Here is a 22,752-nt window from a genome sequence, read left to right on the forward strand (position 1 = left end):
CCATTTTCAGGCGATTCTAATCGTCACCCTTTCTCGAGAACGGCTGGTCTGGCTCACGTGGCAAAGAAGACCTCGCCTACCTCCCACCAGGTAGCAGGCCCAAGGGGCCTTTTCTGAGGACTTCTAATGGATCGTATTCGTTTGGTCGGCGGCAATGAACTTCGGGGCGAGATCCCGATTTCGGGCGCCAAGAATGCCGCATTGCCGCTGATGATTTCTGCTCTGCTGACCGATGAGCCGCTGGTGCTGCACAATGTGCCGCGCCTGGCCGACGTCAAGCAGCTCGAACGCATTCTGGAAAACCACGGCGTCAACATCGCCGTGCACGGCCGCCGCCGTGGCGAGGAAGAGGGCGTGGGCCAGCGCATGACCTTCCATGCGGCCGATATTGTCGACACGACGGCCCCCTATGACCTCGTCTCCAAGATGCGCGCCAGCTTCTGGGTCATCGGTCCGCTGCTGGCCCGCTGTCATGAAGCGCGCGTCTCGTTGCCCGGCGGCTGCGCCATCGGCACCCGACCGGTCGATCTTTTCCTTTATGGCCTCAAGCAATTGGGCGCCGAGATCGATATCGACGAGGGCTATGTGGTCGCGCGCGCGCCCAAGGGCGGCCTGATCGGCGCCACCGTCAGCTTCCCCAAGGTCTCGGTGGGCGCAACCCATACGATCCTGATGGCGGCCACGCTGGCCCGCGGCACGACCATTATCGAAAACGCCGCACAGGAACCGGAAATCACCAATGTCGCCGAATGCCTCGTGGCCATGGGCGCGAAGATTTCCGGCATCGGCACCCGGACCCTGACGGTCGAGGGCGTCGAAAAGCTGCACGGGGCCACCGTCGAGGTTATCCCCGACCGCATCGAAACCGGCACCTTTGCAATGGCGGCCGCCATGACTGGTGGCGACGTGCTCCTCAAAGGCGCCCGCCCCGAGCATCTGCAGGCGGCCCTCGACATCCTGGCCCAGACCGGCGCCGAATTGTCGAGCGAAGCCAATGGCCTGCGCGTCCGCCGCAATGGCAATGGGATCCAGCCCGTGGATGTCGAGACCGATCCGTTCCCCGGCTTCCCCACCGATCTGCAGGCCCAGTTCATGGCGCTGATGACCATGAGTTCGGGCGTCAGCCACATTCGCGAGACCATTTTCGAGAACCGCTACATGCATGTGGCCGAGCTCGCCCGCTTCGGCGCCGATATCGCGGTCAACGGCCAGTTGGCGACGGTGACCGGCAAACCGCAATTGAAGGGTGCCCAGGTCATGGCCACCGATCTCCGGGCCTCGGTGTCGCTCGTCATTGCCGGCCTCGCCGCCAAGGGCGAAACGGTGGTCAACCGCATCTATCATCTCGATCGCGGCTTCGAGCGCCTGGAAGACAAGCTCTCTCGCTGCGGTGCGGAAATCGAGAGATTGGCTGGCTAGCACGCGTGCCGTCGGCAAAATCGCTCCTGTGGAGCGATTTTAGCGTGCTAGGCCCGGAGAGCTATGCTCGTAGGGCGGGTATGTCCCGAAGGCAAAATCGCGCCAGTGGCGCGATTTGAGGCGAGCAGGCCCGGAGAGCTATGCTCGCAGGCGGGCATCGTCCCAAAGGACACAAATATCGAAAAGCCCGGCTACGGCCGGGCTTTTTCTTTTGCCCTCAGTCCAGCGTCTGCCGATAGCGCAGCATGGCCACAAAGCTGATCACCAGCACGATCACCCCCAGCGCTGCAAGTTCGGGTGACACGTCGATCGTGCCGGCGCCCTTGAGCATCACCTTGCGGATCAGCCGGATGAAATGGGTGGCGGGCACGGCCGTGCCGATCGTCTGCGCCCAGCCCGGCATGCCGGCAAAGGGGAACATGAAGCCCGAAAGCAGGATGGAGGGCAGGATGGTGAAAAAGCTCAGCTGCATGGCCTGCATCTGGTTATGCGCCACGGTGGAGATCAAGAAGCCCAGCGCCAGATTGCCCAGCACGAACAGATTGAACCCGTAGAAGAACGCCATGAACGTGCCGGTGAACGGCACATTGAAGACGGCAAAGGCCGCCAGCATGAACACCGCCGTCTGCACATAGCCCACCACCACATAAGGCAATATCTTGCCCAGCATCACCTCGGCCGGGCGCACGGGGGTGGAAATCAGCATCTCCATGGTGCCGCGTTCTCGCTCCTTGACGATGGCGACGGCGGTGATCATCACCATGGTCATCGAGAGGATGATGGCCAATAGCCCCGGCACGATATTGGTCGATGTGCGGCCTTCCGGATTGTATTCGCGATGCACGGTCACGCTGAACGGGGCAGGGGAGCCGGCGGCCTGCGCCAGCGGGCCGGTCAGCGTCTGCGCCATGGCATTGCTGACAATGCCGCTCATCGCGGCCGCCGCGCCCGCGACGGCGGAAGGATCGGATGCGTCGGCGGCCACCAGCACGACCGGGTTGAGGCCGCGCACCACGTCGCGGGCGAAATCATCGGGAATGACGATGACGAAATTGGCCTCGCCCCGCCGCAGCGCCTCCTCGCCGGCTTCCGGCCCGCGCACCTGGCCGATGAAGTCGAAATAGCCCGAGGTTTCCATGCCGGCCAGCAGCGCCCGGGTCAGTGGCCCTTCGTCATTGACCTCCACCAGTGTCGGCAGATGCCGCGGATCGGCATTGATGGCGAAGCCGAACAGCATGAGCTGGATGATGGGCAGCCCGATCATCATGGCAAAGGTCACCCGGTCGCGCCGCATCTGGATGAATTCCTTGAGCAGCACCGCCAGGAACCGGCTGATGGAAAATCCCATGCTCATGCGGCATCGCGCGAGAAATTGTCCCGCGCCCCCGCCATGAGATAGATGAAGGCCTCCTCCAGCCCCGCCGGCACCTTGCTCCAGTGCTGGTCGCCTTCCGCCTCGAACCGGCGCACCGTGGTTTCGAGGAGGTCCGCATCTGTGCCCGACACATGCAGCGCCGAGCCGAAGCGCGCCACCTGGTCGACGCCGGGCTGGCCATGCAGTGCCGTTTCCAGCGCCACTAGGTTCGTGCCTTCGGCGCGCCAGGTGCTGAGGCCCACCATGGTGGGAATTTGTGTCGCCGGGCCGTCGATCAGCTTTTTGCCATAGGCGATATAGGTGATGAAATCGCACTGGATGGCTTCGTCCATGTAGTGCGTCGACACCAGCACGGTCACCCCGGCCTTGGAGAGGCGCCGAATCTCGTCCCAGAAATCGCGCCGCGCCTTGGGATCGACGCCCGCCGTCGGTTCATCGAGCAGCAGCAGCTTGGGGTCATGGATCAGGCAGGCGGCCAGCGCCAGGCGCTGCTTCCAGCCGCCCGACAGCGTGCCGGCCAATTGCCCCGACCGGTCTGCCAGCCCCAGCTCCTCCAGCGCCTTGCTGACCCGCTTGCGCCGGCCGGCCACGCCATACATGCGCGCCACGAAATCGAGATTCTCGCGGATCGTCAGGTCCTCGTAGAGGCTGAATTTCTGCGTCATATACCCGACCTGGGTCTTGATGCGCCCGGCCTGGTGCCGCACATCAAATCCCAGGCACTGCCCATCGCCCTGGTCGGGCGTCAAAAGCCCGCACAGCATGCGGATCGTCGTGGTCTTGCCCGAGCCATTGGGACCGAGAAAGCCATAGATGGCGCCGCGCGGCACCGCGATATCGAAATGATCGACCACGGTCTTGTCGCCAAACCGCTTGGTCAGCCCCCGCACGTCGATGACCAGCGGCGCGCTCATGGCAGCACCGTTACCGGCTGTCCGGGCTTGAGGGCATTGGCCGTCTCCAGCCGCGCCTTGACCAGATAGACCAGCCGGCTGCGTTCCTCGCGCGAATAGATCACCGGCGGCGTCGTCTGCGGCTCGCTGGCGATTTGGGTTACCCGCGCCGCCTGGCCGCTGGCGCAGCCGTCGCAGGTCACCGTCACCTCGGCCCCCACCGCCAGGGCGGCGCGCTCGACCTCGGGCACGAAGAACCACACTTCGAGCGGCCCCTGGGGCAGCATGGAGATCACCGGCGCGCCGACCCCGGCCACCTCGCCGACCCGGAAGAACACCCGGTCCACAATGCCCGCCACCGGGGCCTCGATGGTCCGGTCGTCCATGTCCTGGCGGGCGCGCTCGGCATCGGCCTCGGCGGCGCTGAGATTGGCCTCCGCCGCCACCTGCTGGGCATTGCGGGCCGGCAGCTCGGCCACCGCCAATTGCGCCCGCAACTGGTTCACCTGCGCTTGGGCCGAGGCCAGCGCCGTGCGGTCCTGCTCCAGTCTTACGCTGGGGACGGTGCCGGCTTCCACCAGCCGTTCGCTGCGGCTGAGATTGGATTGCGCCTGCGCCAGGTCCGCTTCGGCCTTGGCCAGCGACGCCCGGATCACATCCAGTTCCTCGCTGCGGCTGCCGGTCTCGAGATTTTCCAGCGTTGCCCTGGCCGCCGAAACCCGCGCCATGGCCGCATCGAGCAGGTTCTTCTGCTGCGTGGCATCGAGGGTAAAGAGCGTATCGCCCGCGGCCACGATCTGCCCTTCCTCGGCGTCGAGCGACACGATCCGCCCCGCGCTCACCGGCGCGACATAGACATAGTCGGCCTCGAGATAGCCGCTATAGCCCGCCGGATCGGCCCCCGGCGAAAACACCGACAGCACCGCCGCCATCAGCCCTGCAAGAAATTCGTTCATGGCGTGCCGTCCGATCTTTCGGCCGCGAGCCCGCCGAACAGGATGTCGATATGGTTGTCGATGAGCCGGTCGAGCGCCAATCCGTCCTCGGGGCGGATACCGAAAATCTCGCTCAGCGCCACATGGGCGATCAGCGGCCCGACGATCGAGCGCACGGTGAGGTCAGGGTCGACCGCGCGCAAATGCCCCGATGCCACGCCGCGCTCCACCAGGCCCGTCAGCACCGGCATGGCCTTGTCGAGCACGTCGCGGCGATAGATGTCGGCCATGCCGGGAATATTCATGCCCTCGCGCAGGAACAGGCGCGGGATCGCCAGCTTGGCCGGGTCGCTCAACAGGCCCGCAATGGTCTTGAGCAGCATGGTGATGGGCAGGCGCGGATCGCCCTCGAAGGCGGCGAGCTGGGGCAGGGCCCCACTGGCGATCGGCGCCACCGCGCGCTGGATGATGCCCTCGATCAACGCCTCCTTGGAGGCGAAATAGAGATAGACCGTGCCTTTGGACACCCCGGCGCGCCGGGCGATGTCTTCCATCTTGGCGCCAGCAAAGCCCTGCTCGGCGAACACCGCCATGGCGGCGTCGAGCAATTCGTCCGGCCGCGCTTCGGCCCGTCTGCTGAATTTCTTTTCGCTCTTCATGTCACGCACTATAACTAACTGACCGGTCAGTTAGCAAGAAGAGTCTTTGTCGCACCCCTACAGGCGCATTGCCCCGCCGCGCGCAAACTTGTAGATCGGTGACGTCGTGACCAGATAGGGTCATCGCCACCCAACAGGGCCTTGCTCATGACCGATCTCAAGCTGATTGCGCTTGATACCGAAGACCTCGAAGTCATCTCCGCCCATCTGCAGGACGCCGTCATCCGCGTCGCCGACATGGGCTTTGCCCGTCGCGACCGGCGTTTCGCCCTGCTGATGAACCGGTTCGACTGGGCGGCCGACAAGCCGCGGTCGAGAGGCGTGCGCAAGCGCGCCGCCCTCCATTTCAGCGGTGTCACCCATGCCGCCTTTGCCGGTTTCGACCCCACGGCCCCCGATGGCGTCGTCGAACTCCTCGCCATCACCTTCGAACCCGGTGAAGCCCCCTCCGGCATTGTCGAACTGCGCTTTGCCGGCGGCGGAACGGTTCGCCTCAGTGTCGACTATCTCGAGGCGCGCCTCGCCGATCTTGGTGCGGCCTGGGCCGCCTCGGCCCGGCCCAATCACGCGCTGGACTAGGCGTCAGGTTCCATGCTTCAGGCACAGCACAGCCCCAATAGCCGAACCCTCACCTCCCCCTTGATGGGGGAGGCCGGGAGGGGGTGCCCGCGGGCACAATGCCTGCAGTTTGCCCTGCTGCCGACTACCCGATAGAAAGCTCCCCATGCCCCTTCGCCTCGACAGCGCCGAAGCCGATTTCGAACAGCGCTTTTCCGATCTGCTTGCCGGCAAGCGCGAGTCCAGCAAGGACGTCAACGACACGGTCGCAGGCATCATCGCCGATGTGCGGGCGCGCGGCGATGAAGCCGTCGTCGAACTCACCAACAAGTTCGATCGCGCCGGCGTCACCCGCGACACCCTGGCCTTCACCGCAGATGAGATCGCCGCGGCCGCTGCCGGCGTGCCCGACCATGTGCGCACCGCCCTGCAGACCGCCCATGACCGCATCAAGTCCCATCACGAAAAGCAGAAGCCTCAGGACCACGTCTATACCGACGCGCTCGGCGTCACCCTCGGTTCCCGCTGGACGCCGGTCGATGCCGTCGGCATCTATGTGCCGGGCGGCCTCGCCTCCTACCCGTCCTCGGTGCTGATGAATGCCGTGCCCGCCCGCGTTGCCGGCGTTTCCCGCATCGCCATGGTCGTGCCCACCCCCAATGGCGAGATCAACCCGGCCATCCTCGCCGCCGCCCAGATCGCCGGCATCACCGAGATCTACCGCATCGGCGGCGCCCAGGCCGTGGCCGCACTCGCCTACGGGACCGAGACCATTCCCCGGGTCGACAAGGTCACCGGCCCCGGCAATGCCTATGTCGCCACCGCCAAGCGCCAGGTCTTCGGCCAGGTCGGCATCGACATGATCGCCGGTCCCTCCGAAGTGCTGGTCATCGCCGATAGCTCCGCCAACCCCGCCTGGGTGGCCGCCGATCTCATCGCCCAGGCCGAACATGGGGCAGGGGCCCAGTCCATTCTCGTCACCACCGATGCCGCGCTTGCCGGCGCGGTGGAGGCCGAGGTCGACCGCCAGCTGTCCCTGCTGCCCAAACAGGCGATTGCCCGAGAAGGCTGGGACGAGTTCGGCGCCATCATCACCGTCGCTACGCTCGACCAGGCTGCCGAGCTGGCCAACCGCATCGCCTCCGAACATGTCGAACTGGCCATCGACGATCCGCAATCGCTGCTCCCCGCCATTCGCCACGCCGGGGCGATCTTCCTCGGCCACCACACGCCCGAGGCCATTGGCGACTATGTCGGCGGCTCCAACCACGTCCTGCCCACCGCCCGCTCGGCGCGCTTTGCCTCGGGGCTGGGCGTGCTCGATTTCATGAAGCGCACATCGCTCCTCGGTTGCACGCCATCGTCGCTGGCCGCCCTGGCCGAGCCCGCCGTCACCATTGCCGGCGTGGAAGATCTCGACGGCCATGGCCGGTCCATCTCGATCAGGCTTAATCGGTGAGCATTTCCATGGGCACAGAGCAGGCGGCGACCGACCGGAACAGGCTGGTCACCGTCACACTCGACCCCAACACCATCACCTCGATCAATCCCGACGAGGTGCATGAATGGCGCATCGCCATCTATGACCTGCTCGAGGACAATTCCTTCAAGCCCGCCCGCGTCACCGCCGAAGGGCCCTATGCGCTCCACATGTCGATCATCGGCAATTACATCCTGCTCGACGTGCGCAACCCCGAGACCTTCCAGCCCATCGCCGCGCACTACCTCTCGCTGACCCCGTTCCGCCGGCTGATCCGCGACTATTTCCGCATCCGCGATGCCTATTACGAGGCCATCCGTTCGGCCCAGCCTTTCCAGATCGAAACCGTCGACATGGCCCGGCGCGGCATGCACAACGAGGCCGCAGAATTGCTGCGCGCCCGCCTCACCAACAAGATCATCATCGATCTCAACACCGCCCGGCGCCTCTTCACCCTCATCTGCGCGGTCCAGCCCTATGCCAGTCGCATCGACGAGGCGACCAGCGAACTGCCCACCGTGCTCTTCGTGTGCTCGATGAATTCGGTGCGCTCGCCCATCGCCGCGGCCCTCGCCCGCCAGGCCTTTCCCGGGCGCCTCATTGCCCGCTCTGTGGGCGTCAATGGCGGCAAGGCCGACCAGTTCGTTTACGAGGTCATGGAAGAGATCGGCATTGATATGAGCGTGCACACGCCACATATCCTGGATGAACTGGTCGCCAACCATTTCGATCTCGTCATCACCCTCTCCGACGACGCCCCCGACGCGGTCCGCCGCAAGGGTCTCGAAATGGGTGCGCTCGAGGAGTGGAAGGTCGACGATCCTTCCCTGGTCGAGGGCAGTCGCGAGGTGGTGCTCAACGCCTATCGGGCCCTCAGGGACGATCTGCGCAAGCGGGTGCGGGCCCGTCTGGAGCCGCTGGTTGGCTGACGGCCGGGGCCAGGTTCTGCACCGCTTGGCGGCCCGCAAGGTGGACCCTCGGGCGGGTGGTTCACAAAACCGATGAATTGAAGTAGGTTCCGCCCGATTTTGCGGCCCCGGCCAGCCAACAATGGCGCATGGGGGCCTTCTCAGGAGAAAGTATGGCCAAGGAAGAAGTGCTCGAATTTCCGGGCGTGGTCACCGAATTGCTTCCCAACGCGACCTTTCGCGTGAAGCTGGAAAACGACCATGAAATCATCGCCCACACCGCCGGGCGCATGCGCAAGAACCGCATTCGCGTTCTCGCCGGCGACAAGGTGCTGTGCGAAATGACCCCCTATGACCTCACCAAGGGTCGCATTACCTATCGCTTCAAATAAGGGGCATCCCGCGCCATGGCCGGACGTCCCGACCTGATTCTGGCCTCCGCCTCGCCGCGCCGGCTCGCCCTTCTCAACCAGATCGGCATCGAGCCCGAGCATCTGGTGCCGGCCCATGTCGATGAAACTCCCGAAAAGGGCGAATTGCCGCGCAAGCTGGCGCAACGTCTGGCCGACCTCAAGGCACTCACCGCCCAGCACAAGGCCAGCGTCGCCGGCTTTGGTGGCAATACCATGGTGCTGGCTGCCGATACCGTGGTCGCCGTGGGGCGCCGCATCCTGCCCAAGGCCGAGACCATGGAGGAGGCAGCCGATTGCCTTCGCCTGCTCTCGGGTCGGGCCCACCGCGTCTATACCGGGGTGACGCTGATCACCCCCTCGGGCGCGCGCCGCCATCGCCTTGTCGAAACCCGCATCCGCTTCAAGCGCCTCTCGGGCAAGGAAATGGAAGCCTATCTTGCCAGTGCCGAATGGCGCGACAAGGCCGGCGGCTACGCCATCCAGGGCATTGCCGGCGCCTTCGTGGTCAAGCTGGTCGGCTCCTATTCCGCCGTCGTCGGCCTGCCGCTGCACGAAACCGCCCAGCTCCTCGCCGGCGAAGGCTATCCCGTGCATTTCAACTGGCTCAACCAGTCGAGCCTGTCGGGCGTGTGATGCCGGAAACGCCGCACAAAAAATGCCCCATCTGCGGCAAGCCGGCCGTGGACGAGTTCAAGCCCTTCTGCTCGAAACGCTGCGCCGATATCGACCTCAACCGCTGGCTCACCGGCAATTACGTCATCCCCGCCAGGGATGACGAGCCGCTGCCTGATGCGGACGGCGAGGAGAACTAGCCTTTCGCTCGTCTTCACCCCGATCTGTCGGTTGCTGCTCACCTCCCCCTTGATGGGGGAGGTAGCGCAGCTGGGCCCATAGGGCCTTAGCGGAGCTAGGTGGGGGTGGCTCCGCGACGGCGAGCCGATTGAAGAAGGCAAGGGCCAGGACTAGCTCCAGCGGCCCTTCACACCTCCCCCTCGATGGGGGAGGTAGCGCAGCTCGGCCCATAGGGCCATAGCGGAGCTAGGTGGGGGTGGCGCGCCGTCCGCCGGATAGTGCAGGCCCATCACCCACCTCTCCAAATCCCTTTATCCACACCGCGTTTTCGCGCTTGCGCGGCAAAATCCGTTCCCCTATAAGGCCGGTGGCTCGCGGCACCGCCGCAACGGCCCGATGCCCAGATAGCTCAGTTGGTAGAGCAGCGGATTGAAAATCCGCGTGTCGCTGGTTCGATTCCGGCTCTGGGCACCACTTTTTCCCAACACGTGCCACCGATGTGAATGCTCGCCCCTCCATGGCGTGCGTCGCCTCCTGTCGGGTTGGCCGGTCTTGGGACTTATCCCCATCCCTCCCAAGTATAAATCAATAAACTTTTATGCGAGTGCAAACGCTCCCTTTACGCGGCGCAGTCTAGATTGCTGTTTCTGTACCTTTGAGGGCGGATGATGGTGTCGGGCAGTACGGAACTATTGCTTCGCGTGCAGACGGAAGTCCTGGAAGCCGTCGCGCGCGGGGTCGATCTGGGTGAAGTGGGCGCCATGCTGTGCCGGCGGGTCGAAGGCGTTGCCGCCGGCGTCATCTGCTCCATCCTGCTGATCGACGAGGCCGGCATTGTCCGGCCGCTGGCGGGGCCGAGCCTGCCGCCTGCCTATTCGGCGGCGATCAATGGCGTGGCCATCGGGCCCTGTGCCGGCTCCTGCGGCACGGCCGCCTGGCGCAAGGAACCGGTCATCGTCACCGATATCGAGACCGACCCGCTCTGGGCGGACTACAAGGCCCTGGCCCTGCCACTGGGGCTCCTCGCCTGCTGGTCCAGTCCCATCTTCGATGCCGACGGCAAGGTCATCGCCACCTTCGCCTTCTATTACGACACAAGGCGCGGCCCGACCGCGTTCGAGCATCAGCTGGTCGACACCTGCGTACATCTGTGCGCCCTGGCCATCGAGCACGAACGCGTGCGCGCCCGGAACCACCACCTGGCCTATTTCGACGTCCTGACCGAACTGCCCAATCGCGCCCATTTCAACGCCCAGCTGGCCGAGCGCACCCTGGTCGGGGATCCCTTTGGCCTGCTGCTGCTCGATATCGATCATCTCAAGCTGGTCAATGACAGCATCGGCCATGCGGCCGGCGATGCGCTCATCCGCACCATTGCCCGGCGTCTGGCGGCCTGCGGCCCCGACATCCTGCCCTTCCGGCTGGGCGGCGACGAAATGGCCATGCTGGTCATCGGCTGCGCCGATCACGCGGCGCTCGAAATCGCGGCCAGGAGCGTCCTGGCCTCCGTCTCCGGCATGGTCCTGGTGGGCGAGCAGAGCATCGACGCGCATGTGACGCTTGGCGGCGCGCTCTATGGCGTGGACGGGCAAGATGCCGACACCATCTGCCAGAACGCCGATTTCGCGCTCTACCAGGCCAAGCAGACCCATCGCGGCAATTATGTCGGCTTCCGTCCCGATCTGCGCACCGCCATGGTAGAGCGCATCTCCATGGTGCGCCAGCTCGATGCGGCCATGGCCCAGGGCCGGGTCATCCCGCACTATCAGCCCATCGTGCGGCTCGAAACCGCCGAGATCGTCGGGCTCGAGGCGCTGGCCCGCCTGGTCATGCCCGATGGCAGCGTGGTGTCGGCCGGCGCCTTCCATGCCGCCCTCGCCGATCCGCGCATCGCCTACCACCTCACCGGGCAGATGCTCGAACAGGTGGCGCGCGACATTCGCGGTTGGCTCGATGCCGGCATTCCGTTCCAGCATGTCGGGGTCAATGTCACCACCGGCGATTTCATGCGCGGCGACCTGGCCGAGCGCGTCACGACGCTGTTCGGTGCCCATCAGGTGCCGCTGAGCCATGTGGTGCTGGAGGTCAATGAATCGGTGTTCATGGGCGGCAGCGATCAGGCCGTGCCGCGTGCCGTCGAAGCGCTGCGCGAACAGGGCATCCTGGTTGCGCTCGACGATTTCGGCACCGGCTTTGCCTCGCTCACTCACCTCTTGAGCTTCCCCGTCGACGTCATCAAGATCGACCGCTCCTTCGTTGAAAAGCTGGGCAGCGATCCGTCCAGCGGCGTGGTCGTCCGCGCCATTCTCGACATCGCCCGGCGGCTCGACATGAAGGTCATCGCCGAGGGTATCGAGACCACCCAGCAGGTCGCTGTGCTGCGCCAGTTCGGCTGCCTGATCGGGCAGGGCTATCTGTTCTCCCGGCCGGTGCCGGCCAGCGACGCCACTCAGATGTTGCGCCTGTTCGGCCAGAAGCTGCCTTTGCGCCCGCGCGCCCGCGCCAATGCCTGATCGGTCATCGCGCCGGGCATGAAAAAGGCCCGGCACCTCGGGGGAGGGCCGGGCCTTGGGCTCTGGCGGCATGGTCACGGGTCGCCGGGGGAGGGACCGCGCCCCGTCCACGAAATGCCGAGCTCTGGAGAAGCGCGCTTGGGGGGAACCGCGCTTCCTTGCCTATCTAGATAAGTGCAGCTATCGCCCGTTCAAGGGTCAGGTGACATGGATCAGCAGTGTTGCCGCCACGGCCACCATGCCAAAGGCGCTCAGTCCCGCTGCCACCAGCATCAGTCGGGCATGCTGCGCATGGGCGCTGCGCCGCACGGCCCGCCGCACCGAGGCGAGTTCGCTTCCGAAATGCTCTGAAAGATTAGCCATGCTCCACCCCGCCGCACCTGGCGTTGTCTGAACGCCATGTTGTCCTGCCGGGCAGCCGCCTTGCTGGGCTGTTCTCACCCTGATGCGTCCACGATAGACCCGGCGCCACCGGCCGCGTAGCCAAGCCTTGCAACGCAGTTAATTTGTTTCAAACGCGATCCAGTTGCATCTTGTATGGAAGATATTGAAACCGCCGGTCGAACATGGCACAACCACCGCCATGACCCAGCCCAGCCATCTCCACCCCGATCGCCTCTTTCCCGCGTCCGAGCCGGCGCGCGCCATCGCGCGTGACCTCTATCCGGCCGTCCGGGACCTGCCGCTTGTTAGCCCGCATGGCCATACCGACCCGTCCTGGTTTGCCGCCAATGAGCGCTTTGCCAGTCCCACGGCCCTGTTCCTGACGCCCGATCACTATGTGCTGCGCATGCTCAAGAGCCGGGGCATTTCCTATGATGCGCTCGGCATTGCGCGCAAGGATGGCCAGCCCGTCGAAACCGATGGGCGCAAGGCGTGGCGCCTGTTTGCCGAGAACTACTTCCTGTTCGCCGGCACCCCATCCAAGACCTGGATCGATCATTCCTTCCATGCCGTCTTCGGCATCACCGAGGAACTGTCCGGCGCCACCGCCGACAGCATCTATGACGCCATCGATGCCCAGCTGGGCGCGCCGGACCTGCGCCCCCGCGCCATTATCGAGCGCTTCAAGGTGGAAGTCATCGCCACCACCGAATTCGCGCTCGATCCGCTCACCCATCACCAGTCCATGCTCGATCAGGGCCTCATCGGCCAGGTGCGCACCACCTATCGCCCCGATGACGTGACCGATCCCAGCCGCGCCGCCATTGTCGAGAACCTCCACAGGTTCGGCGAATTGACCGGCGAGGACATCAGCAAATGGGATGGGCTGATCAACGCCCATCGCAAGCGGCGCGAATATTTCCGCCGTTTCGGCGCCGTCGCCACCGATCATGGCGTCCCCACCGCCAACACCGCCGATCTGCCCCTTGCCGAAAAGCAGGCCCTGCTCGACAAGGTCTTGGCCGGTCGTCACGACGCCAATGATGCCGAGCTGTTTCGTGCCCAGATGCTGACCGAAATGGCGCTGCTTTCGGTCGAGGACGGCATGGTCATGCAGATCCATGCCGGCTCGCGCCGCAACACCGATCCGCTGCTGTTCGCCACGCGCGGGGCCGATTTGGGCGCCGATATTCCCGGCCCCACCGATTATGTCGGCGGCATGAAGGCGCTGCTCAGCCGCTGCGGCAACGAGCCGAACCTCAGGCTCATCATGTTCGTGCTCGACGAAACCACCTATGCCCGCGAACTGGCCCCCATGGCGGGCTACTGGCCCTCACTGATGATCGGCCCGCCCTGGTGGTTCCATGATAGCCCGCAGGGCATTCGCCGCTATCTCGACCAGGTTGTGGAAACCGCCGGCTTCTACAATCTCGCCGGCTTCAACGACGACACCCGCGCTCTGCTCTCCATTCCCGCCCGCCACGATGTCTGGCGCCGCGAGGTCTGCGGCTTCCTCGCCGGCTGGGTCGCCGAACACCGCCTCAGCAAGGCCAGCGCCGAAGAGATCGCCGTGCACCTGAGCTACCAGGCGGCGAAAGACGCTTACAGGATCAAGTAACCTCAGTTGAATTTCGGGGAGACTGCACTACTTCTATTAGAGATGTGTTGGGGGCCCAACTGAAATGGACAGTGAGAACGGCGCCCGTCAAATCGCGTGGCAGCTGAATCATGATGCTGCATTGCGGGCGCATGCCCGGGATTCTGACTGGCAAAAGGTTATGCTGGAAAGCGCGTTGAAGTTCGCTGAAGGCGCGATTAAGGCCATAACGCTTACCACGGGTGGCGCCGTTGTGGTTGGCCTTGCCTTTGTGGGTAGCATTTATGGCTCCGAGCCAATTTTGGCCAAGGCGCTTGTTGCTCCCGTGTTTCTGTTGGCGGCCAGTGCGGTTTCTGGGGCTATTTGTGCTGCACTTGCTTACGTCGCTCAGTACTTCTACGCACAGGCATCCATGCGCAAGCTGCACAAGTGGGACCACCCATACGTTGATTCAACGACTGGCGCGGGTTGGCGAAGAGTTGTTGGCGGGATAGCCCACGTACTGGCCGTTGCCGCAGCCGTAGCGAGCTTTGGCTTCATAATTTGGGGGGGCGTCCTCGCTTGGGGTGTGCTCGCACAGTAGCCGCCCCACTCCCACCATCTTTACCCGCCACCTGCGTGAGACCCATCGAATCGTTTCTCCGCTTCTGCTCTAATGGCGTCATGGTGAATCAGTCTCCCGTCGAAACGGCGCTCAGTCGCGCCATGATCCGCTGGTCGCTGACCAAGTCCTCGCCCGTGGCCGAAACGCCGCGCAGCTGGATTTTCCGCGTCGAGCAGAATGGCCGCAACTTCGCGGCCCTGAAAATCCTCAAGCCCGTCGTCGCCGAGGAGGAGGGCAGGGGGGCTCGCCTCCTGCAATGGTATGCTGGCGATGGTGCGGCCACCGTCTTCGATATCCATGGCGATACCATTTTCATGGAATGGCTCGACGGCGGCACGCTGGGCGATCCCGTCCGCGCCGGCCGCGACGACGAAGCGACCATCGCCATTGCCACGGTCGTGGCCAGCCTTCATCGCCCGCGCGATGGCGAATTGCCCGATCTGCAACCGCTGCGGGAGCGCTTCCAGCCCCTCTTCAAGACCGATGTCCGGGCCTGGCCGCAGACGGCGCGCGACCTCTATGCGCGCGCCAGCGGCATAGCCCTGCGCCTGTTCGACCGACCCACCGCGCAGCTGCCGCTGCATGGCGACCTGCATCACGACAATATCCTGTCCTCCGATCGCGGCTGGCTGGCCATCGACCCCAAGGGCGTCCTGGGCGACCCGGCCTATGATCTGGCCAATGTCTTCATCAATCCCAAGCAGGCCAACAACATCGCGGCCGATCCGCAGCGCATCGCCGCGCGGGCCGATATCCTGTCCCAGCGTCTGGGCTATCCGCGCAAGCGCATTCTGGGCTGGGCCGCCGCGCATGCCGCCCTTTCCGCCTGCTGGGACCTGGCAGAGGGCCAGCCCATCACCGGCCTTCTGGCCTGTCTGCCCAACCTTCTCAGCGCATACGATCAGGCCTGACCCAATTGTCCAATTCCGCCACGTCCCGCCTTTCGCGTCGTGCCGTCCTCGTTCTCGCGGGCGGCGCCGTGCTCTCGGCTTGCGCCTCCACCATTCCCCCGCTCCCGGCCAAGGTCTCCGACCGGCCCGAGGATCTGACGCGCGACCAGATCATCTCGACCATCAATGCGGTGCGCCGCGCCAATGGCGCCGGCCCCTGGGTCTACAATGGCCAGCTCGAGGCGGCCGCCCGCTCCCAGGCCCGGCTCATGGCCAGCAAGGATACCCTCAGCCACAATCTGGGCGTCACCCTGCGCCAGCGCGTCACCGAGGCGGGCTACCAGCTCGCCGTGGGCGAGAACGTCGCCAAGGGCTACAAGACCCTCCCGGCCACCATCGAGGGCTGGCTGGCCTCGCAGGGCCACCGCAATACCCTGCTCTCCAACCGCTTCACCGAATTCGGCCTCGCCTTCGCCCGCACCGGCTCGGGCAAGCTCTACTGGGCCCTCATCGCCGGCGGCCCCTTCGAGGCCTGGGCGCAGGCTTAGGGCCGTAGGTTCATGCTCATCGTCTCCCCCTCGCCCCTTGTGAGAGGGACAGATTTTCTGCGTTCAGCAGAAAATCAGGGTGAGGGGTTCTCTCAACGCACTGGAAGCCGGGCCGGAAGCGCCTCACACCCGCCTAAACACCAGCACCGTCTCGACATTCCCGTCGCCCCCCGCGATCGGCGAAATGACGGTCTGACGCAGCGCAAACCCCGCGTCCTCGACAAACGCCACCACCGCGCCCAGCGCTCGCTCGCTCGCCGCGGCGTCCGACACGATCCCGCCCTTGCCGACAAATTCCCGGCCCACTTCGAACTGCGGTTTATAGAGGATCACCGCCTCGGCCCCGGGGCCGCACAGCGCCAGCGGCGCCGCCAGCACCTTGGTTAGCGACACAAAGCTCACATCCGAGACCAGGAGGTCGATCGGCTCCGGGATGAGCTCCGGGTCGAGATCGCGTGCATTGGTGCCTTCCAGGCTCACCACGCGCGGGGCGTGCCGCACGCTTTCATGCAACTGGTCATGCCCCACATCCACGGCGAACACCTTTGCCGCGCCGCGCTCCAGCAGCACCTGGGTGAACCCGCCCGTCGATGAGCCGACATCGAGGCAGGTCTTGCCCACAACGCTGATGGCGCCGGCCTCAAGCCCGGCAATCAGCTTCAGCGCCGCCCGCGAGACATAGCTCGAGGCCGGGTCCTCGAGCACGAGCACGTCGTCCTCGCCCACCATCTGGTTGGGCTTTTTCGCAGGCGCGCCATTGACCGACACCGTGCCGCGCAGGATGGCATCGCGGGCCCGCGCCCGGCTGGGCAGCAGCCCGCGCTGTTCGAGGGCCAGGTCGAGCCGGATACGGCTCACCCCTTGACCAGCCTGTCGATCTTGGCCAGCGCCGTGTCGCTCGCCTCCTCATAGGCAATCGTGCCTTCGAACGAGCCGTCTTTGTCGATCAGGAAGGTCAGGGCCGTGTGGTTGACGAGGTAGAATTCGCTCTCCACGTCGCCGGCCTTTTCCGAGAACACCCCGAAGGCCGCCTTGGCCTTCTCCGTCTCCTCGGGCGTGCCGACAAGCCCGATCACGCTCGGGTCGAACCCCTCGACATAGGCCTTGACCATTTCGGTCGTGTCGCGCTCCGGGTCCACCGTCACGAAGATGATGCGCAAATCATCCGCGCTCAGCCCCAGTTGCGCGCGCCAGGCCGTGGTTTCGGCCAGCGTGGTCGGGCACACATCGGGACAGAACGTATAGCCGAAAAAGATGAGGCTCGGCGTGCCCACCAGATCGGCCTGGGTGAAGCTGCCACCCTTGGTCGAGGTCAGGGCGAATTCCTGTCCGTTGATCCCCAGCGGGCGCTGCGGCGGCCGGAACATGTAGAGCGCCGTCGCCGCGATGGCCGCCACCACCACCAGCACCCACAACACGATGCGGAAATTGCGAAGGGTCGTGTTCGTCGTCATGAGCGGTCCGTACTGCCTCGATCGTTCAACTTCCACCGGACGAACACCTCCCCCTTGATGGGGGAGGTAGCAAAGCTTGGCCGCAAGGCCATAGCGCAGCTAGGAGGGGGTGTCGTCCTTGCCGAGCTGCCTCAGCCAGCGTCCAGCGGCTCGGTACCGGTGGCGCGACCCTCGCGATTGAGCGTGATTTTCTCGATCCGCGCCTCGGCCGTCTTGAGCAGGGTCTCGCAATGCGCCTTCAGCGCTTCGCCGCGCTCATAGATGGCGATGGATTCGGCCAGCGGCGCCTTGCCGCTTTCGAGCTTGGCAACGATCTGTTCGAGCTGTTCCAGCGCCGCCTCGAAGCTCAGTGTCTTGACGTCGTCATGTGCTGTCTCGGCCATTGTCGTCCCGCTCGTTCAGAATGCGTTCATTTCAGTACCCCTGGAGGGTCGCCACGTGTTGGCGCACACCCCCGGCGAGCCCCTTGAGGTCATAGCCACCTTCGAGCAGCGACACAATCCGGTTGCCGCACCGCCGCCCCGCCACCTCCATCAACTTCCCCGTGACCCAGGCAAAATCCTCGTCCACCCATTCCAGCTGCGCCAGTGGATCGCGGATATGCGCGTCAAATCCCGCCGAGATCAGCAGCAGGTCCGGCGCGAAATTGTCCAGCGCCGGCAACAGGATATCGTCATAGGCTGCCCGCATTTCAGCGCCCCCCGAATGGGGCGCCAGCGCCGCATTGACGATATTGCCCACCCCGGTCTCGCTCGGCTTCCCGGTGCCTGGATAAAGCGGCATCTGGTGGCTCGAGGCGTAAAGAACGCTTGGATCATCCTTGAAGATGTCCTGTGTTCCATTGCCGTGATGCACGTCGAAATCGACGATCGCCACCCGCTCGGCCCCATATTTCCGCTGCGCCTCCCGCGCCACGACGGCAATGGTGTTGATGAGGCAAAACCCCATGGGCGTTGAGATTTCCGCGTGGTGACCGGGCGGGCGAATGGCGCAGAAGGCGTTGTCGACCTCGCCCAGCAGCACAGCGTCGAGACCCGCCAATGCCCCGCCCAGCGCCGTCGCGACGACGTCCAGCGAGCCATCGGAAACGAAAGTATCGGCGTCGAGCTGGCCGATGCCCTCTGCCGGCCGCGCGTCGCGCAGGCGTCCCAGATAGCGGCTGTCATGCACCAGTTCGGCCAGCATCAGGTCGCCATAGGGCGCATTGCGGCGCTTGAGCGCTGCGAAACGCGACCCGGCCAGTGCGGCCTCGACGGCGCGAATGCGGTCGGCGCATTCGGGATGGCCTTGCGGGGTCTGGTGGTCGGCGAAATTGGGCTGGCTGACCAATAGCGTCGTCAAGGGGCTCTCCAGGTTGCGTTGCCCGTCTTGACGCGGGCCGGGCCTGTTGTCAAACACCGGCTCATGACCGTGATAGACCATCAAGCCATCGAGGACGCCGCCGCGCTGCTGCGCGCGGGGCAGCTTTGCGCCTTTCCCACCGAGACGGTCTATGGTCTGGGTGCCGATGCCACCGATCCCGATGCGGTCCTCTCGATCTATGAGACCAAGGGCCGGCCGCGCTTCAATCCGCTGATCGTGCATTGCGCCGATCTGGCCATGGCCGAGCGCCTGGCGAACTTCTCGCCGCTGGCCCGTCGCCTGGCGGAGGCCTTCTGGCCCGGCCCGTTGAGCCTCGTCCTCCCGCTGCGGCCGGGCCATGGGCTGGCCGATGTCGCCACTGCGGGCCTCGACACGGTGGCGCTGCGCGTGCCGGACCACCCCGTGGCGCTGGCCCTGCTGCGTGCGGCCGATCGCCCTCTGGCGGCGCCGTCGGCCAACCCATCCGGCAAGCTGTCGCCCACCACGGCCGAACAGGTCCGCAAGGGATTTGGCGGGGCCGTGCCGGTGCTCGATGGCGGCCCCTGCAAGTCCGGTGTGGAATCTACCATTCTGGCCATCGATGGGGATCGGATCGTCCAGCTGCGCGCCGGCGCCCTGGCGCGGAGCGAGATCGAGACGCGGTTGGGCCTGCCGGTCGAGCAGGCGGCAGAAGGGGCCGCGATTTCGGCTCCCGGCATGTTGCTCAGCCACTACGCGCCCAACGCCAATATGCGGCTCAACACCGCGCCCATGCCCGGCGAGGCCTATCTGGCCTTTGGCGCCCCGGCGCCGCACAACAGCCTCGTGCGCAACCTGTCCGAAACCGGCGACCTGCACGAGGCCGCCCGCAATCTCTTTTCCATGTTGCATGAGCTCGACGCCACGGGAGCGCCAATGATTGCCGTCGCCCCGATCCCCGAAACGGGCCTGGGCGAAGCCATCAATGATCGGTTGCGGCGAGCGGCGGCCCCCAGGAACTGAGGGGAGCAGGACGCGTCAACGCCGCTCCGGGCCCCGCCTAGTCGCGCACCTTGTAGGGCTTCTGGTCGCGCATGAAACGTGCCAGGGCCTCGAGGTCGGCATCCCCGCCGGGTGGCAGCACCACGCGGATATTCACATAGAGGTCGCCATCGCCATAAAGGCCCTTGCCCTTGAGGCGCAGGGCCTTTGCGGTATCCACGCCCGGGGGCAGGGTCAGTTCCACCGAACCGTCCAGCGTCGGCACCCTCACCTTGGCACCCAGCACCGCTTCGTAAAGCGTCACCGGCACATCGGTGCGAATGTCATGGCCGTCCTTACGGAAGGTCTTCGACTTCTCAAAGCGCACGGTCACCAGAGCATCGCCCGGCTCGCCATAGGGACTGGGCGAGCCCTGGCCCTTGAGGCGGATCTGCTGGCCTTCCTCGACCTTGTCGGGAAGCTTGACCGACAGCACCTTGCCCGAGGGCATGCGCACCGGCACTGAGGCGGCCTTGTGCGCGTCCTCCAGCGAAACGGCAACATTGACGACGATGTCGTCGCCCTTGCCCATGCGGGCTCCCGCCCCGCCTGCGGTAGCACCGGCAAACGGGTCCCATTGGGCGCCGCCGGCCGACGTCCGTGCTCCGCCGCGCGGCTGACCGCCAAAACCGCTCATGAACTCCTTGAGGATGTCTTCGGCTGAAAAGCCACCTGCACCGGGGCCGGCACCCGGGCGCGCGCCAGCACGGCCGCCGCCAAAGCCATTGCCGAAACCGGCAAAGCGCGGATTGCCCTCCGCGTCGATCTCGCCGCGGTCGAACTGTCCGCGCTTGTCCTTGTCGCTGAGCAGGTCATAGGCGTGGGTTGCCTCGGCGAACTTGCCGTGCGCCGTAGGGTCGTCAGGATTCTGGTCAGGGTGGTACTTCTTGGCCAGCTTGCGATAGGCGGACTTGATGTCCTTCTCGCTTGCGGACCGCGTCACCCCAAGTACGGTGTAAGGATCGCGCATAGGGTCCAATCTTTGATCTGGGGCATTGTTCGCCCCGTACTTGAAGTCCTATATGGCCACGCCCCCGGCCCTTGTCCAGTTATGGCGCGGGCAACGCGCAGGAAATATCGATATGCTGCAGACCCTCACCGAACGGCTCTTTGACGATAGCGACCGCTCCGATCTCGATCCCTTTGCCATCTTCGAGGAATGGTATGCGCTGGCTCAGGAGAGCGAGCCAAACGATCCGCATGCCATGGCGTTGGCGACCGCCGACGAGACTGGCCTGCCCGATGTGCGCATGGTGCTGCTCAACCGGCGTGACGCCCGGGGCTTCTGTTTCTTCACCAATTTCGAAAGCGCCAAGGGCCAGCAGCTCCTGGCCAACCCCCAGGCGGCCATGGTCATGCACTGGAAGAGCCTTCGGCGCCAGGTGCGGATGCGGGGCAGTGTTGAGGTGGTGACGCCCGAGGACGCGGACGCCTATTTTGCCTCCCGCCCCCGGGGCAGCCAGGTGGCCTCTTCGGTGTCCCTGCAGTCGCGCCCGCTCGCCTCCCGCGCGCAGTTGATTGCGGAGGTTGACGAAATGGGCGGCCGGGTGCGCGAGGGCGATGTGGTCCGCCCCCCGCACTGGTCAGGCTTCCGGCTGGTGCCGACGTCCATCGAGTTCTGGAAGGATGGCGAGTTCCGCCTGCATGATCGGGTTCGCTTCACCCGCACCAGCCCCGTCGACGTCTGGGCCAGCGTCAGGCTCTATCCTTGAGGCCTTCCGGCGCTATTATTCAAACAAGCGAAAGACCTTGCCGTTATTGTCGGCCCCGGTCAGGGGATTGAGACTTCGTGCGGATATTGATCAGAACCTCGAAATGGGCGGTCCTGGCGCGGCGGCTGGGCGGACTGGCGGTTCCGCTCGCCATCGTGCCAGTGATCATGCATCGCGAGCGCTATCTGGACTCCGGAGTTTTCCTCGTCGTTGCCCTCTTTGCCTGCGCGGTGGCCGCATTGGCGGTCGTTTCGGCACTCATCGCCCTGGCGCGCCTGTGGCAGACCGGAGACCAGGGTTGGGGCAGGGCGCTGGCCGGACTTGTGCTCGGCCTCCTCTGCCTCTCGCCTTTCGCCTATTACGGGTCCCTGGCCCTGCGCTACCCCATCGTCACCGACATCGCCACTGCCCCGCGGACCGACCTGCCCCTGGTGTTCGAGCCCGACACTGCCACCATGGCGCCGCCGCGCCTGCTGACGCCTGAGGAACAGCAGCGCTTCTTCCCCAATGCCACGACCCGCACCTATCCGCTCGATGCCTTGCAGCTCTTTGCCATTGTCGAGCACATGGTCGAGGCGCAGGGCTGGGATATTCGCCAGCGCCGTGAGCCCGGCCCCGGCGGCGAGCCGGGGCGCCTCAATGCGCGGATCATGACCCTGCTCGGCTGGCGGGAGGAGGCGGTGTTCCGCGTGGCACCCGCGGCCGGTGGCGCGGCGGTCGACATGCGATCGGCCTCGATCGGCGCCCTGCACGATCTGGGGTCGAACGGCCTGCGCATCAGCGCGTTCCTGGTGGCGCTGGATGATGAGGTGACCGCTTTCCTGCGCGACAATCCCAACATCAACCAGCCCGTCCCCGCCGAGCCGGATGTCCCGGCCCCCGAGGTCGAAACCGGCAATGGCGGCTAGCCAGGGTCAGCGCTTGCGCACGAACTCGGTGCGGAGCACCAGTCCCTTGATGGCCTCGTGCCGGCAATCGATCTCTTCGGGGTTGTCGGTCAGCCGGATGGAGCGGATCACCGTGCCCTGCTTGAGCGTCTGCCCCGCGCCTTTGACCTTGAGATCCTTGATCAGCACCACTGAATCCCCGTCGGCCAGTTCGGTGCCCGAGGCATCGCGCACGACGACGGCCTGTGGTTGCGCGGCAGCTGTCATCTCGGAAGCCGGGCGCCACTCGCCGCTTGCTTCGTCATAGACGTAGTCTTCATCATCTTGGCTCATGGGCGGCTCTATCGCAGTTGCGCGTTGCTTTGCCAAG

At 65.3% G+C, this 22,752-nt stretch carries 26 protein-coding genes, 1 tRNA gene and 1 pseudogene; 17 read left to right on the top strand and 11 right to left on the bottom strand.

All coding sequences use genetic code 11. The features are described 5' to 3' along the window. Nucleotides 1–126 precede the first annotated feature (126 nt). Nucleotides 127–1,419, top strand: coding sequence for a UDP-N-acetylglucosamine 1-carboxyvinyltransferase (murA, locus tag K1X15_RS02285; RefSeq protein ID WP_220305886.1), 1,293 nt, complete (start codon nucleotides 127–129; stop codon nucleotides 1,417–1,419). A gap of 217 nt (nucleotides 1,420–1,636) precedes the next feature. Here the strand turns inward: murA and K1X15_RS02290 are convergent, their stop codons facing one another. From K1X15_RS02290 to K1X15_RS02305, 4 genes are read right to left on the bottom strand one after another with little or no spacing between them, the layout of a single operon-like run. Continuing rightward, nucleotides 1,637–2,773 carry an ABC transporter permease gene (locus tag K1X15_RS02290; RefSeq protein WP_220305887.1) on the bottom strand — a complete coding sequence of 379 codons (1,137 nt, stop codon included), beginning with the start codon at nucleotides 2,771–2,773 and terminating at the stop codon, nucleotides 1,637–1,639. Beyond that, nucleotides 2,770–3,708, bottom strand: a complete 939-nt coding sequence (locus K1X15_RS02295) for an ABC transporter ATP-binding protein (RefSeq protein ID WP_220305888.1) — start codon at nucleotides 3,706–3,708, stop codon at nucleotides 2,770–2,772. Before K1X15_RS02295 ends, K1X15_RS02290 begins: the two co-directional genes overlap by 4 nt. Beyond that, nucleotides 3,705–4,643 carry an HlyD family secretion protein gene (locus K1X15_RS02300; RefSeq protein ID WP_220305889.1) on the bottom strand — a complete coding sequence of 313 codons (939 nt, stop codon included), beginning with the start codon at nucleotides 4,641–4,643 and terminating at the stop codon, nucleotides 3,705–3,707. Before K1X15_RS02300 ends, K1X15_RS02295 begins: the two co-directional genes overlap by 4 nt. Continuing rightward, nucleotides 4,640–5,281: a TetR/AcrR family transcriptional regulator gene (locus K1X15_RS02305; protein ID WP_220305890.1), complete on the bottom strand. Its 642-nt coding sequence runs from the start codon at nucleotides 5,279–5,281 to the stop codon at nucleotides 4,640–4,642. The genes K1X15_RS02300 and K1X15_RS02305 overlap by 4 nt, the downstream gene beginning before the upstream one ends. Before the next feature lie 147 nt (nucleotides 5,282–5,428). On the opposite strand from K1X15_RS02305, the gene K1X15_RS02310 reads away from it, so the two are divergent. From K1X15_RS02310 to K1X15_RS02345, 9 genes and pseudogenes are all read left to right on the top strand, one after another. Then, the gene (locus K1X15_RS02310) at nucleotides 5,429–5,860 is read left to right on the top strand and encodes a DUF2948 family protein (RefSeq protein ID WP_220305891.1); all 432 of its coding nucleotides are present in this window, start codon (nucleotides 5,429–5,431) and stop codon (nucleotides 5,858–5,860) included. A 145-nt stretch (nucleotides 5,861–6,005) separates the two neighbouring features. Then, a complete protein-coding gene (gene hisD, locus K1X15_RS02315) occupies nucleotides 6,006–7,298 on the top strand; it encodes a histidinol dehydrogenase (protein ID WP_220305892.1) in 1,293 nt (430 codons plus the stop codon). A gap of 8 nt (nucleotides 7,299–7,306) precedes the next feature. Beyond that, a pseudogene (locus K1X15_RS21190) lies at nucleotides 7,307–7,780 on the top strand (UPF0262 family protein); the annotation flags it as partial. 66 nt (nucleotides 7,781–7,846) lie between these two features. Then, the gene (locus K1X15_RS21195; RefSeq protein ID WP_276315321.1) at nucleotides 7,847–8,248 is read left to right on the top strand and encodes an arsenate reductase/protein-tyrosine-phosphatase family protein; all 402 of its coding nucleotides are present in this window, start codon (nucleotides 7,847–7,849) and stop codon (nucleotides 8,246–8,248) included. Between the two features lie 152 nt (nucleotides 8,249–8,400). Beyond that, on the top strand, nucleotides 8,401–8,619 hold the full coding sequence (gene infA, locus K1X15_RS02325; protein ID WP_046103343.1) for a translation initiation factor IF-1: 219 nt from the start codon (nucleotides 8,401–8,403) through the stop codon (nucleotides 8,617–8,619). 15 nt (nucleotides 8,620–8,634) lie between these two features. Then, complete coding sequence (locus K1X15_RS02330; RefSeq protein ID WP_220305894.1) at nucleotides 8,635–9,273, top strand: Maf-like protein; 639 nt, start codon at nucleotides 8,635–8,637, stop codon at nucleotides 9,271–9,273. After that, nucleotides 9,273–9,452: a DNA gyrase inhibitor YacG gene (yacG, locus tag K1X15_RS02335; RefSeq protein ID WP_220305895.1), complete on the top strand. Its 180-nt coding sequence runs from the start codon at nucleotides 9,273–9,275 to the stop codon at nucleotides 9,450–9,452. The genes K1X15_RS02330 and yacG overlap by 1 nt, the downstream gene beginning before the upstream one ends. Nucleotides 9,453–9,830: 378 nt before the next feature. Further along, nucleotides 9,831–9,906, top strand: a tRNA-Phe gene (locus K1X15_RS02340). A 227-nt stretch (nucleotides 9,907–10,133) separates the two neighbouring features. After that, complete coding sequence (locus K1X15_RS02345; RefSeq protein ID WP_220305896.1) at nucleotides 10,134–11,945, top strand: bifunctional diguanylate cyclase/phosphodiesterase; 1,812 nt, start codon at nucleotides 10,134–10,136, stop codon at nucleotides 11,943–11,945. A gap of 198 nt (nucleotides 11,946–12,143) precedes the next feature. Here the strand turns inward: K1X15_RS02345 and K1X15_RS02350 are convergent, their stop codons facing one another. Further along, nucleotides 12,144–12,308 (bottom strand): hypothetical protein, encoded by a 165-nt coding sequence (locus tag K1X15_RS02350; RefSeq protein WP_220305897.1) that lies wholly within the window; start codon nucleotides 12,306–12,308, stop codon nucleotides 12,144–12,146. Nucleotides 12,309–12,528: 220 nt separating this feature from the next. Here K1X15_RS02350 and uxaC point away from each other — a divergent pair, with 220 nt between their 5' ends. From uxaC to K1X15_RS02370, 4 genes are all read left to right on the top strand, one after another. Further along, nucleotides 12,529–13,947 carry a glucuronate isomerase gene (gene uxaC, locus K1X15_RS02355; protein WP_220305898.1) on the top strand — a complete coding sequence of 473 codons (1,419 nt, stop codon included), beginning with the start codon at nucleotides 12,529–12,531 and terminating at the stop codon, nucleotides 13,945–13,947. A gap of 64 nt (nucleotides 13,948–14,011) precedes the next feature. Then, a complete protein-coding gene (locus K1X15_RS02360) occupies nucleotides 14,012–14,509 on the top strand; it encodes a hypothetical protein (protein WP_220305899.1) in 498 nt (165 codons plus the stop codon). Between the two features lie 80 nt (nucleotides 14,510–14,589). Beyond that, the gene (locus K1X15_RS02365; RefSeq protein WP_220305900.1) at nucleotides 14,590–15,441 is read left to right on the top strand and encodes an aminoglycoside phosphotransferase family protein; all 852 of its coding nucleotides are present in this window, start codon (nucleotides 14,590–14,592) and stop codon (nucleotides 15,439–15,441) included. 5 nt (nucleotides 15,442–15,446) lie between these two features. Beyond that, entirely contained in the window at nucleotides 15,447–15,968 is a 522-nt protein-coding gene (locus tag K1X15_RS02370) for a CAP domain-containing protein (RefSeq protein ID WP_220305901.1), read from the top strand. 123 nt (nucleotides 15,969–16,091) lie between these two features. On the opposite strand, the gene K1X15_RS02375 is transcribed toward K1X15_RS02370, so the two are convergent. From K1X15_RS02375 to K1X15_RS02390, 4 genes are all read right to left on the bottom strand, one after another. After that, on the bottom strand, nucleotides 16,092–16,826 hold the full coding sequence (locus K1X15_RS02375) for a TlyA family RNA methyltransferase (RefSeq protein WP_220305902.1): 735 nt from the start codon (nucleotides 16,824–16,826) through the stop codon (nucleotides 16,092–16,094). Further along, entirely contained in the window at nucleotides 16,823–17,422 is a 600-nt protein-coding gene (locus K1X15_RS02380; protein ID WP_220305903.1) for an SCO family protein, read from the bottom strand. Before K1X15_RS02380 ends, K1X15_RS02375 begins: the two co-directional genes overlap by 4 nt. Before the next feature lie 131 nt (nucleotides 17,423–17,553). Then, nucleotides 17,554–17,805 carry an exodeoxyribonuclease VII small subunit gene (locus K1X15_RS02385; RefSeq protein ID WP_220305904.1) on the bottom strand — a complete coding sequence of 84 codons (252 nt, stop codon included), beginning with the start codon at nucleotides 17,803–17,805 and terminating at the stop codon, nucleotides 17,554–17,556. Nucleotides 17,806–17,836: 31 nt separating this feature from the next. Then, a complete protein-coding gene (locus tag K1X15_RS02390; RefSeq protein WP_220305905.1) occupies nucleotides 17,837–18,763 on the bottom strand; it encodes a histone deacetylase family protein in 927 nt (308 codons plus the stop codon). Between the two features lie 63 nt (nucleotides 18,764–18,826). On the opposite strand from K1X15_RS02390, the gene K1X15_RS02395 reads away from it, so the two are divergent. Further along, the gene (locus tag K1X15_RS02395) at nucleotides 18,827–19,765 is read left to right on the top strand and encodes an L-threonylcarbamoyladenylate synthase (protein WP_220305906.1); all 939 of its coding nucleotides are present in this window, start codon (nucleotides 18,827–18,829) and stop codon (nucleotides 19,763–19,765) included. 37 nt (nucleotides 19,766–19,802) lie between these two features. Here the strand turns inward: K1X15_RS02395 and K1X15_RS02400 are convergent, their stop codons facing one another. After that, nucleotides 19,803–20,753 (bottom strand): DnaJ C-terminal domain-containing protein, encoded by a 951-nt coding sequence (locus tag K1X15_RS02400; RefSeq protein ID WP_220305907.1) that lies wholly within the window; start codon nucleotides 20,751–20,753, stop codon nucleotides 19,803–19,805. Nucleotides 20,754–20,865: 112 nt separating this feature from the next. Between K1X15_RS02400 and pdxH the strand changes: the two genes are divergently transcribed. Together pdxH and K1X15_RS02410 are read left to right on the top strand one after the other, a co-directional pair. Continuing rightward, entirely contained in the window at nucleotides 20,866–21,495 is a 630-nt protein-coding gene (pdxH, locus tag K1X15_RS02405) for a pyridoxamine 5'-phosphate oxidase (RefSeq protein ID WP_220305908.1), read from the top strand. A 77-nt stretch (nucleotides 21,496–21,572) separates the two neighbouring features. Then, nucleotides 21,573–22,403: a DUF1499 domain-containing protein gene (locus K1X15_RS02410; RefSeq protein WP_220305909.1), complete on the top strand. Its 831-nt coding sequence runs from the start codon at nucleotides 21,573–21,575 to the stop codon at nucleotides 22,401–22,403. A 6-nt stretch (nucleotides 22,404–22,409) separates the two neighbouring features. Here the strand turns inward: K1X15_RS02410 and K1X15_RS02415 are convergent, their stop codons facing one another. Beyond that, nucleotides 22,410–22,715 (bottom strand): alkylphosphonate utilization protein, encoded by a 306-nt coding sequence (locus K1X15_RS02415; protein ID WP_220305910.1) that lies wholly within the window; start codon nucleotides 22,713–22,715, stop codon nucleotides 22,410–22,412. Nucleotides 22,716–22,752: the final 37 nt, after the last annotated feature.

This window comes from Devosia salina, from assembly GCF_019504385.1.
In the GTDB taxonomy this organism is placed as follows: Bacteria; Pseudomonadota; Alphaproteobacteria; order Rhizobiales; family Devosiaceae; genus Devosia; species Devosia salina.

Excerpts from the sequence above, each read along its gene's own strand:
- K1X15_RS02395 (WP_220305906.1), top strand. The coding sequence starts at position 18,827 with ATGACCGTGATAGACCATCAAGCCATCGAGGACGCCGCCGCGCTGCTG.
- K1X15_RS02415 (WP_220305910.1), bottom strand. The coding sequence starts at position 22,715 with ATGAGCCAAGATGATGAAGACTACGTCTATGACGAAGCAAGCGGCGAG.
- K1X15_RS02310 (WP_220305891.1), top strand. The coding sequence starts at position 5,429 with ATGACCGATCTCAAGCTGATTGCGCTTGATACCGAAGACCTCGAAGTC.
- K1X15_RS02380 (WP_220305903.1), bottom strand. The coding sequence starts at position 17,422 with ATGACGACGAACACGACCCTTCGCAATTTCCGCATCGTGTTGTGGGTG.
- K1X15_RS02360 (WP_220305899.1), top strand. The coding sequence starts at position 14,012 with ATGGACAGTGAGAACGGCGCCCGTCAAATCGCGTGGCAGCTGAATCAT.
- K1X15_RS02305 (WP_220305890.1), bottom strand. The coding sequence starts at position 5,281 with ATGAAGAGCGAAAAGAAATTCAGCAGACGGGCCGAAGCGCGGCCGGAC.
- murA (WP_220305886.1), top strand. The coding sequence starts at position 127 with ATGGATCGTATTCGTTTGGTCGGCGGCAATGAACTTCGGGGCGAGATC.
- K1X15_RS02295 (WP_220305888.1), bottom strand. The coding sequence starts at position 3,708 with ATGAGCGCGCCGCTGGTCATCGACGTGCGGGGGCTGACCAAGCGGTTT.
- K1X15_RS02400 (WP_220305907.1), bottom strand. The coding sequence starts at position 20,753 with ATGCGCGATCCTTACACCGTACTTGGGGTGACGCGGTCCGCAAGCGAG.
- pdxH (WP_220305908.1), top strand. The coding sequence starts at position 20,866 with ATGCTGCAGACCCTCACCGAACGGCTCTTTGACGATAGCGACCGCTCC.
- K1X15_RS02350 (WP_220305897.1), bottom strand. The coding sequence starts at position 12,308 with ATGGCTAATCTTTCAGAGCATTTCGGAAGCGAACTCGCCTCGGTGCGG.
- hisD (WP_220305892.1), top strand. The coding sequence starts at position 6,006 with ATGCCCCTTCGCCTCGACAGCGCCGAAGCCGATTTCGAACAGCGCTTT.
- K1X15_RS02290 (WP_220305887.1), bottom strand. The coding sequence starts at position 2,773 with ATGAGCATGGGATTTTCCATCAGCCGGTTCCTGGCGGTGCTGCTCAAG.
- K1X15_RS02365 (WP_220305900.1), top strand. The coding sequence starts at position 14,590 with ATGGTGAATCAGTCTCCCGTCGAAACGGCGCTCAGTCGCGCCATGATC.
- K1X15_RS02330 (WP_220305894.1), top strand. The coding sequence starts at position 8,635 with ATGGCCGGACGTCCCGACCTGATTCTGGCCTCCGCCTCGCCGCGCCGG.
- infA (WP_046103343.1), top strand. The coding sequence starts at position 8,401 with ATGGCCAAGGAAGAAGTGCTCGAATTTCCGGGCGTGGTCACCGAATTG.
- yacG (WP_220305895.1), top strand. The coding sequence starts at position 9,273 with ATGCCGGAAACGCCGCACAAAAAATGCCCCATCTGCGGCAAGCCGGCC.
- uxaC (WP_220305898.1), top strand. The coding sequence starts at position 12,529 with ATGACCCAGCCCAGCCATCTCCACCCCGATCGCCTCTTTCCCGCGTCC.
- K1X15_RS02385 (WP_220305904.1), bottom strand. The coding sequence starts at position 17,805 with ATGGCCGAGACAGCACATGACGACGTCAAGACACTGAGCTTCGAGGCG.
- K1X15_RS02300 (WP_220305889.1), bottom strand. The coding sequence starts at position 4,643 with ATGAACGAATTTCTTGCAGGGCTGATGGCGGCGGTGCTGTCGGTGTTT.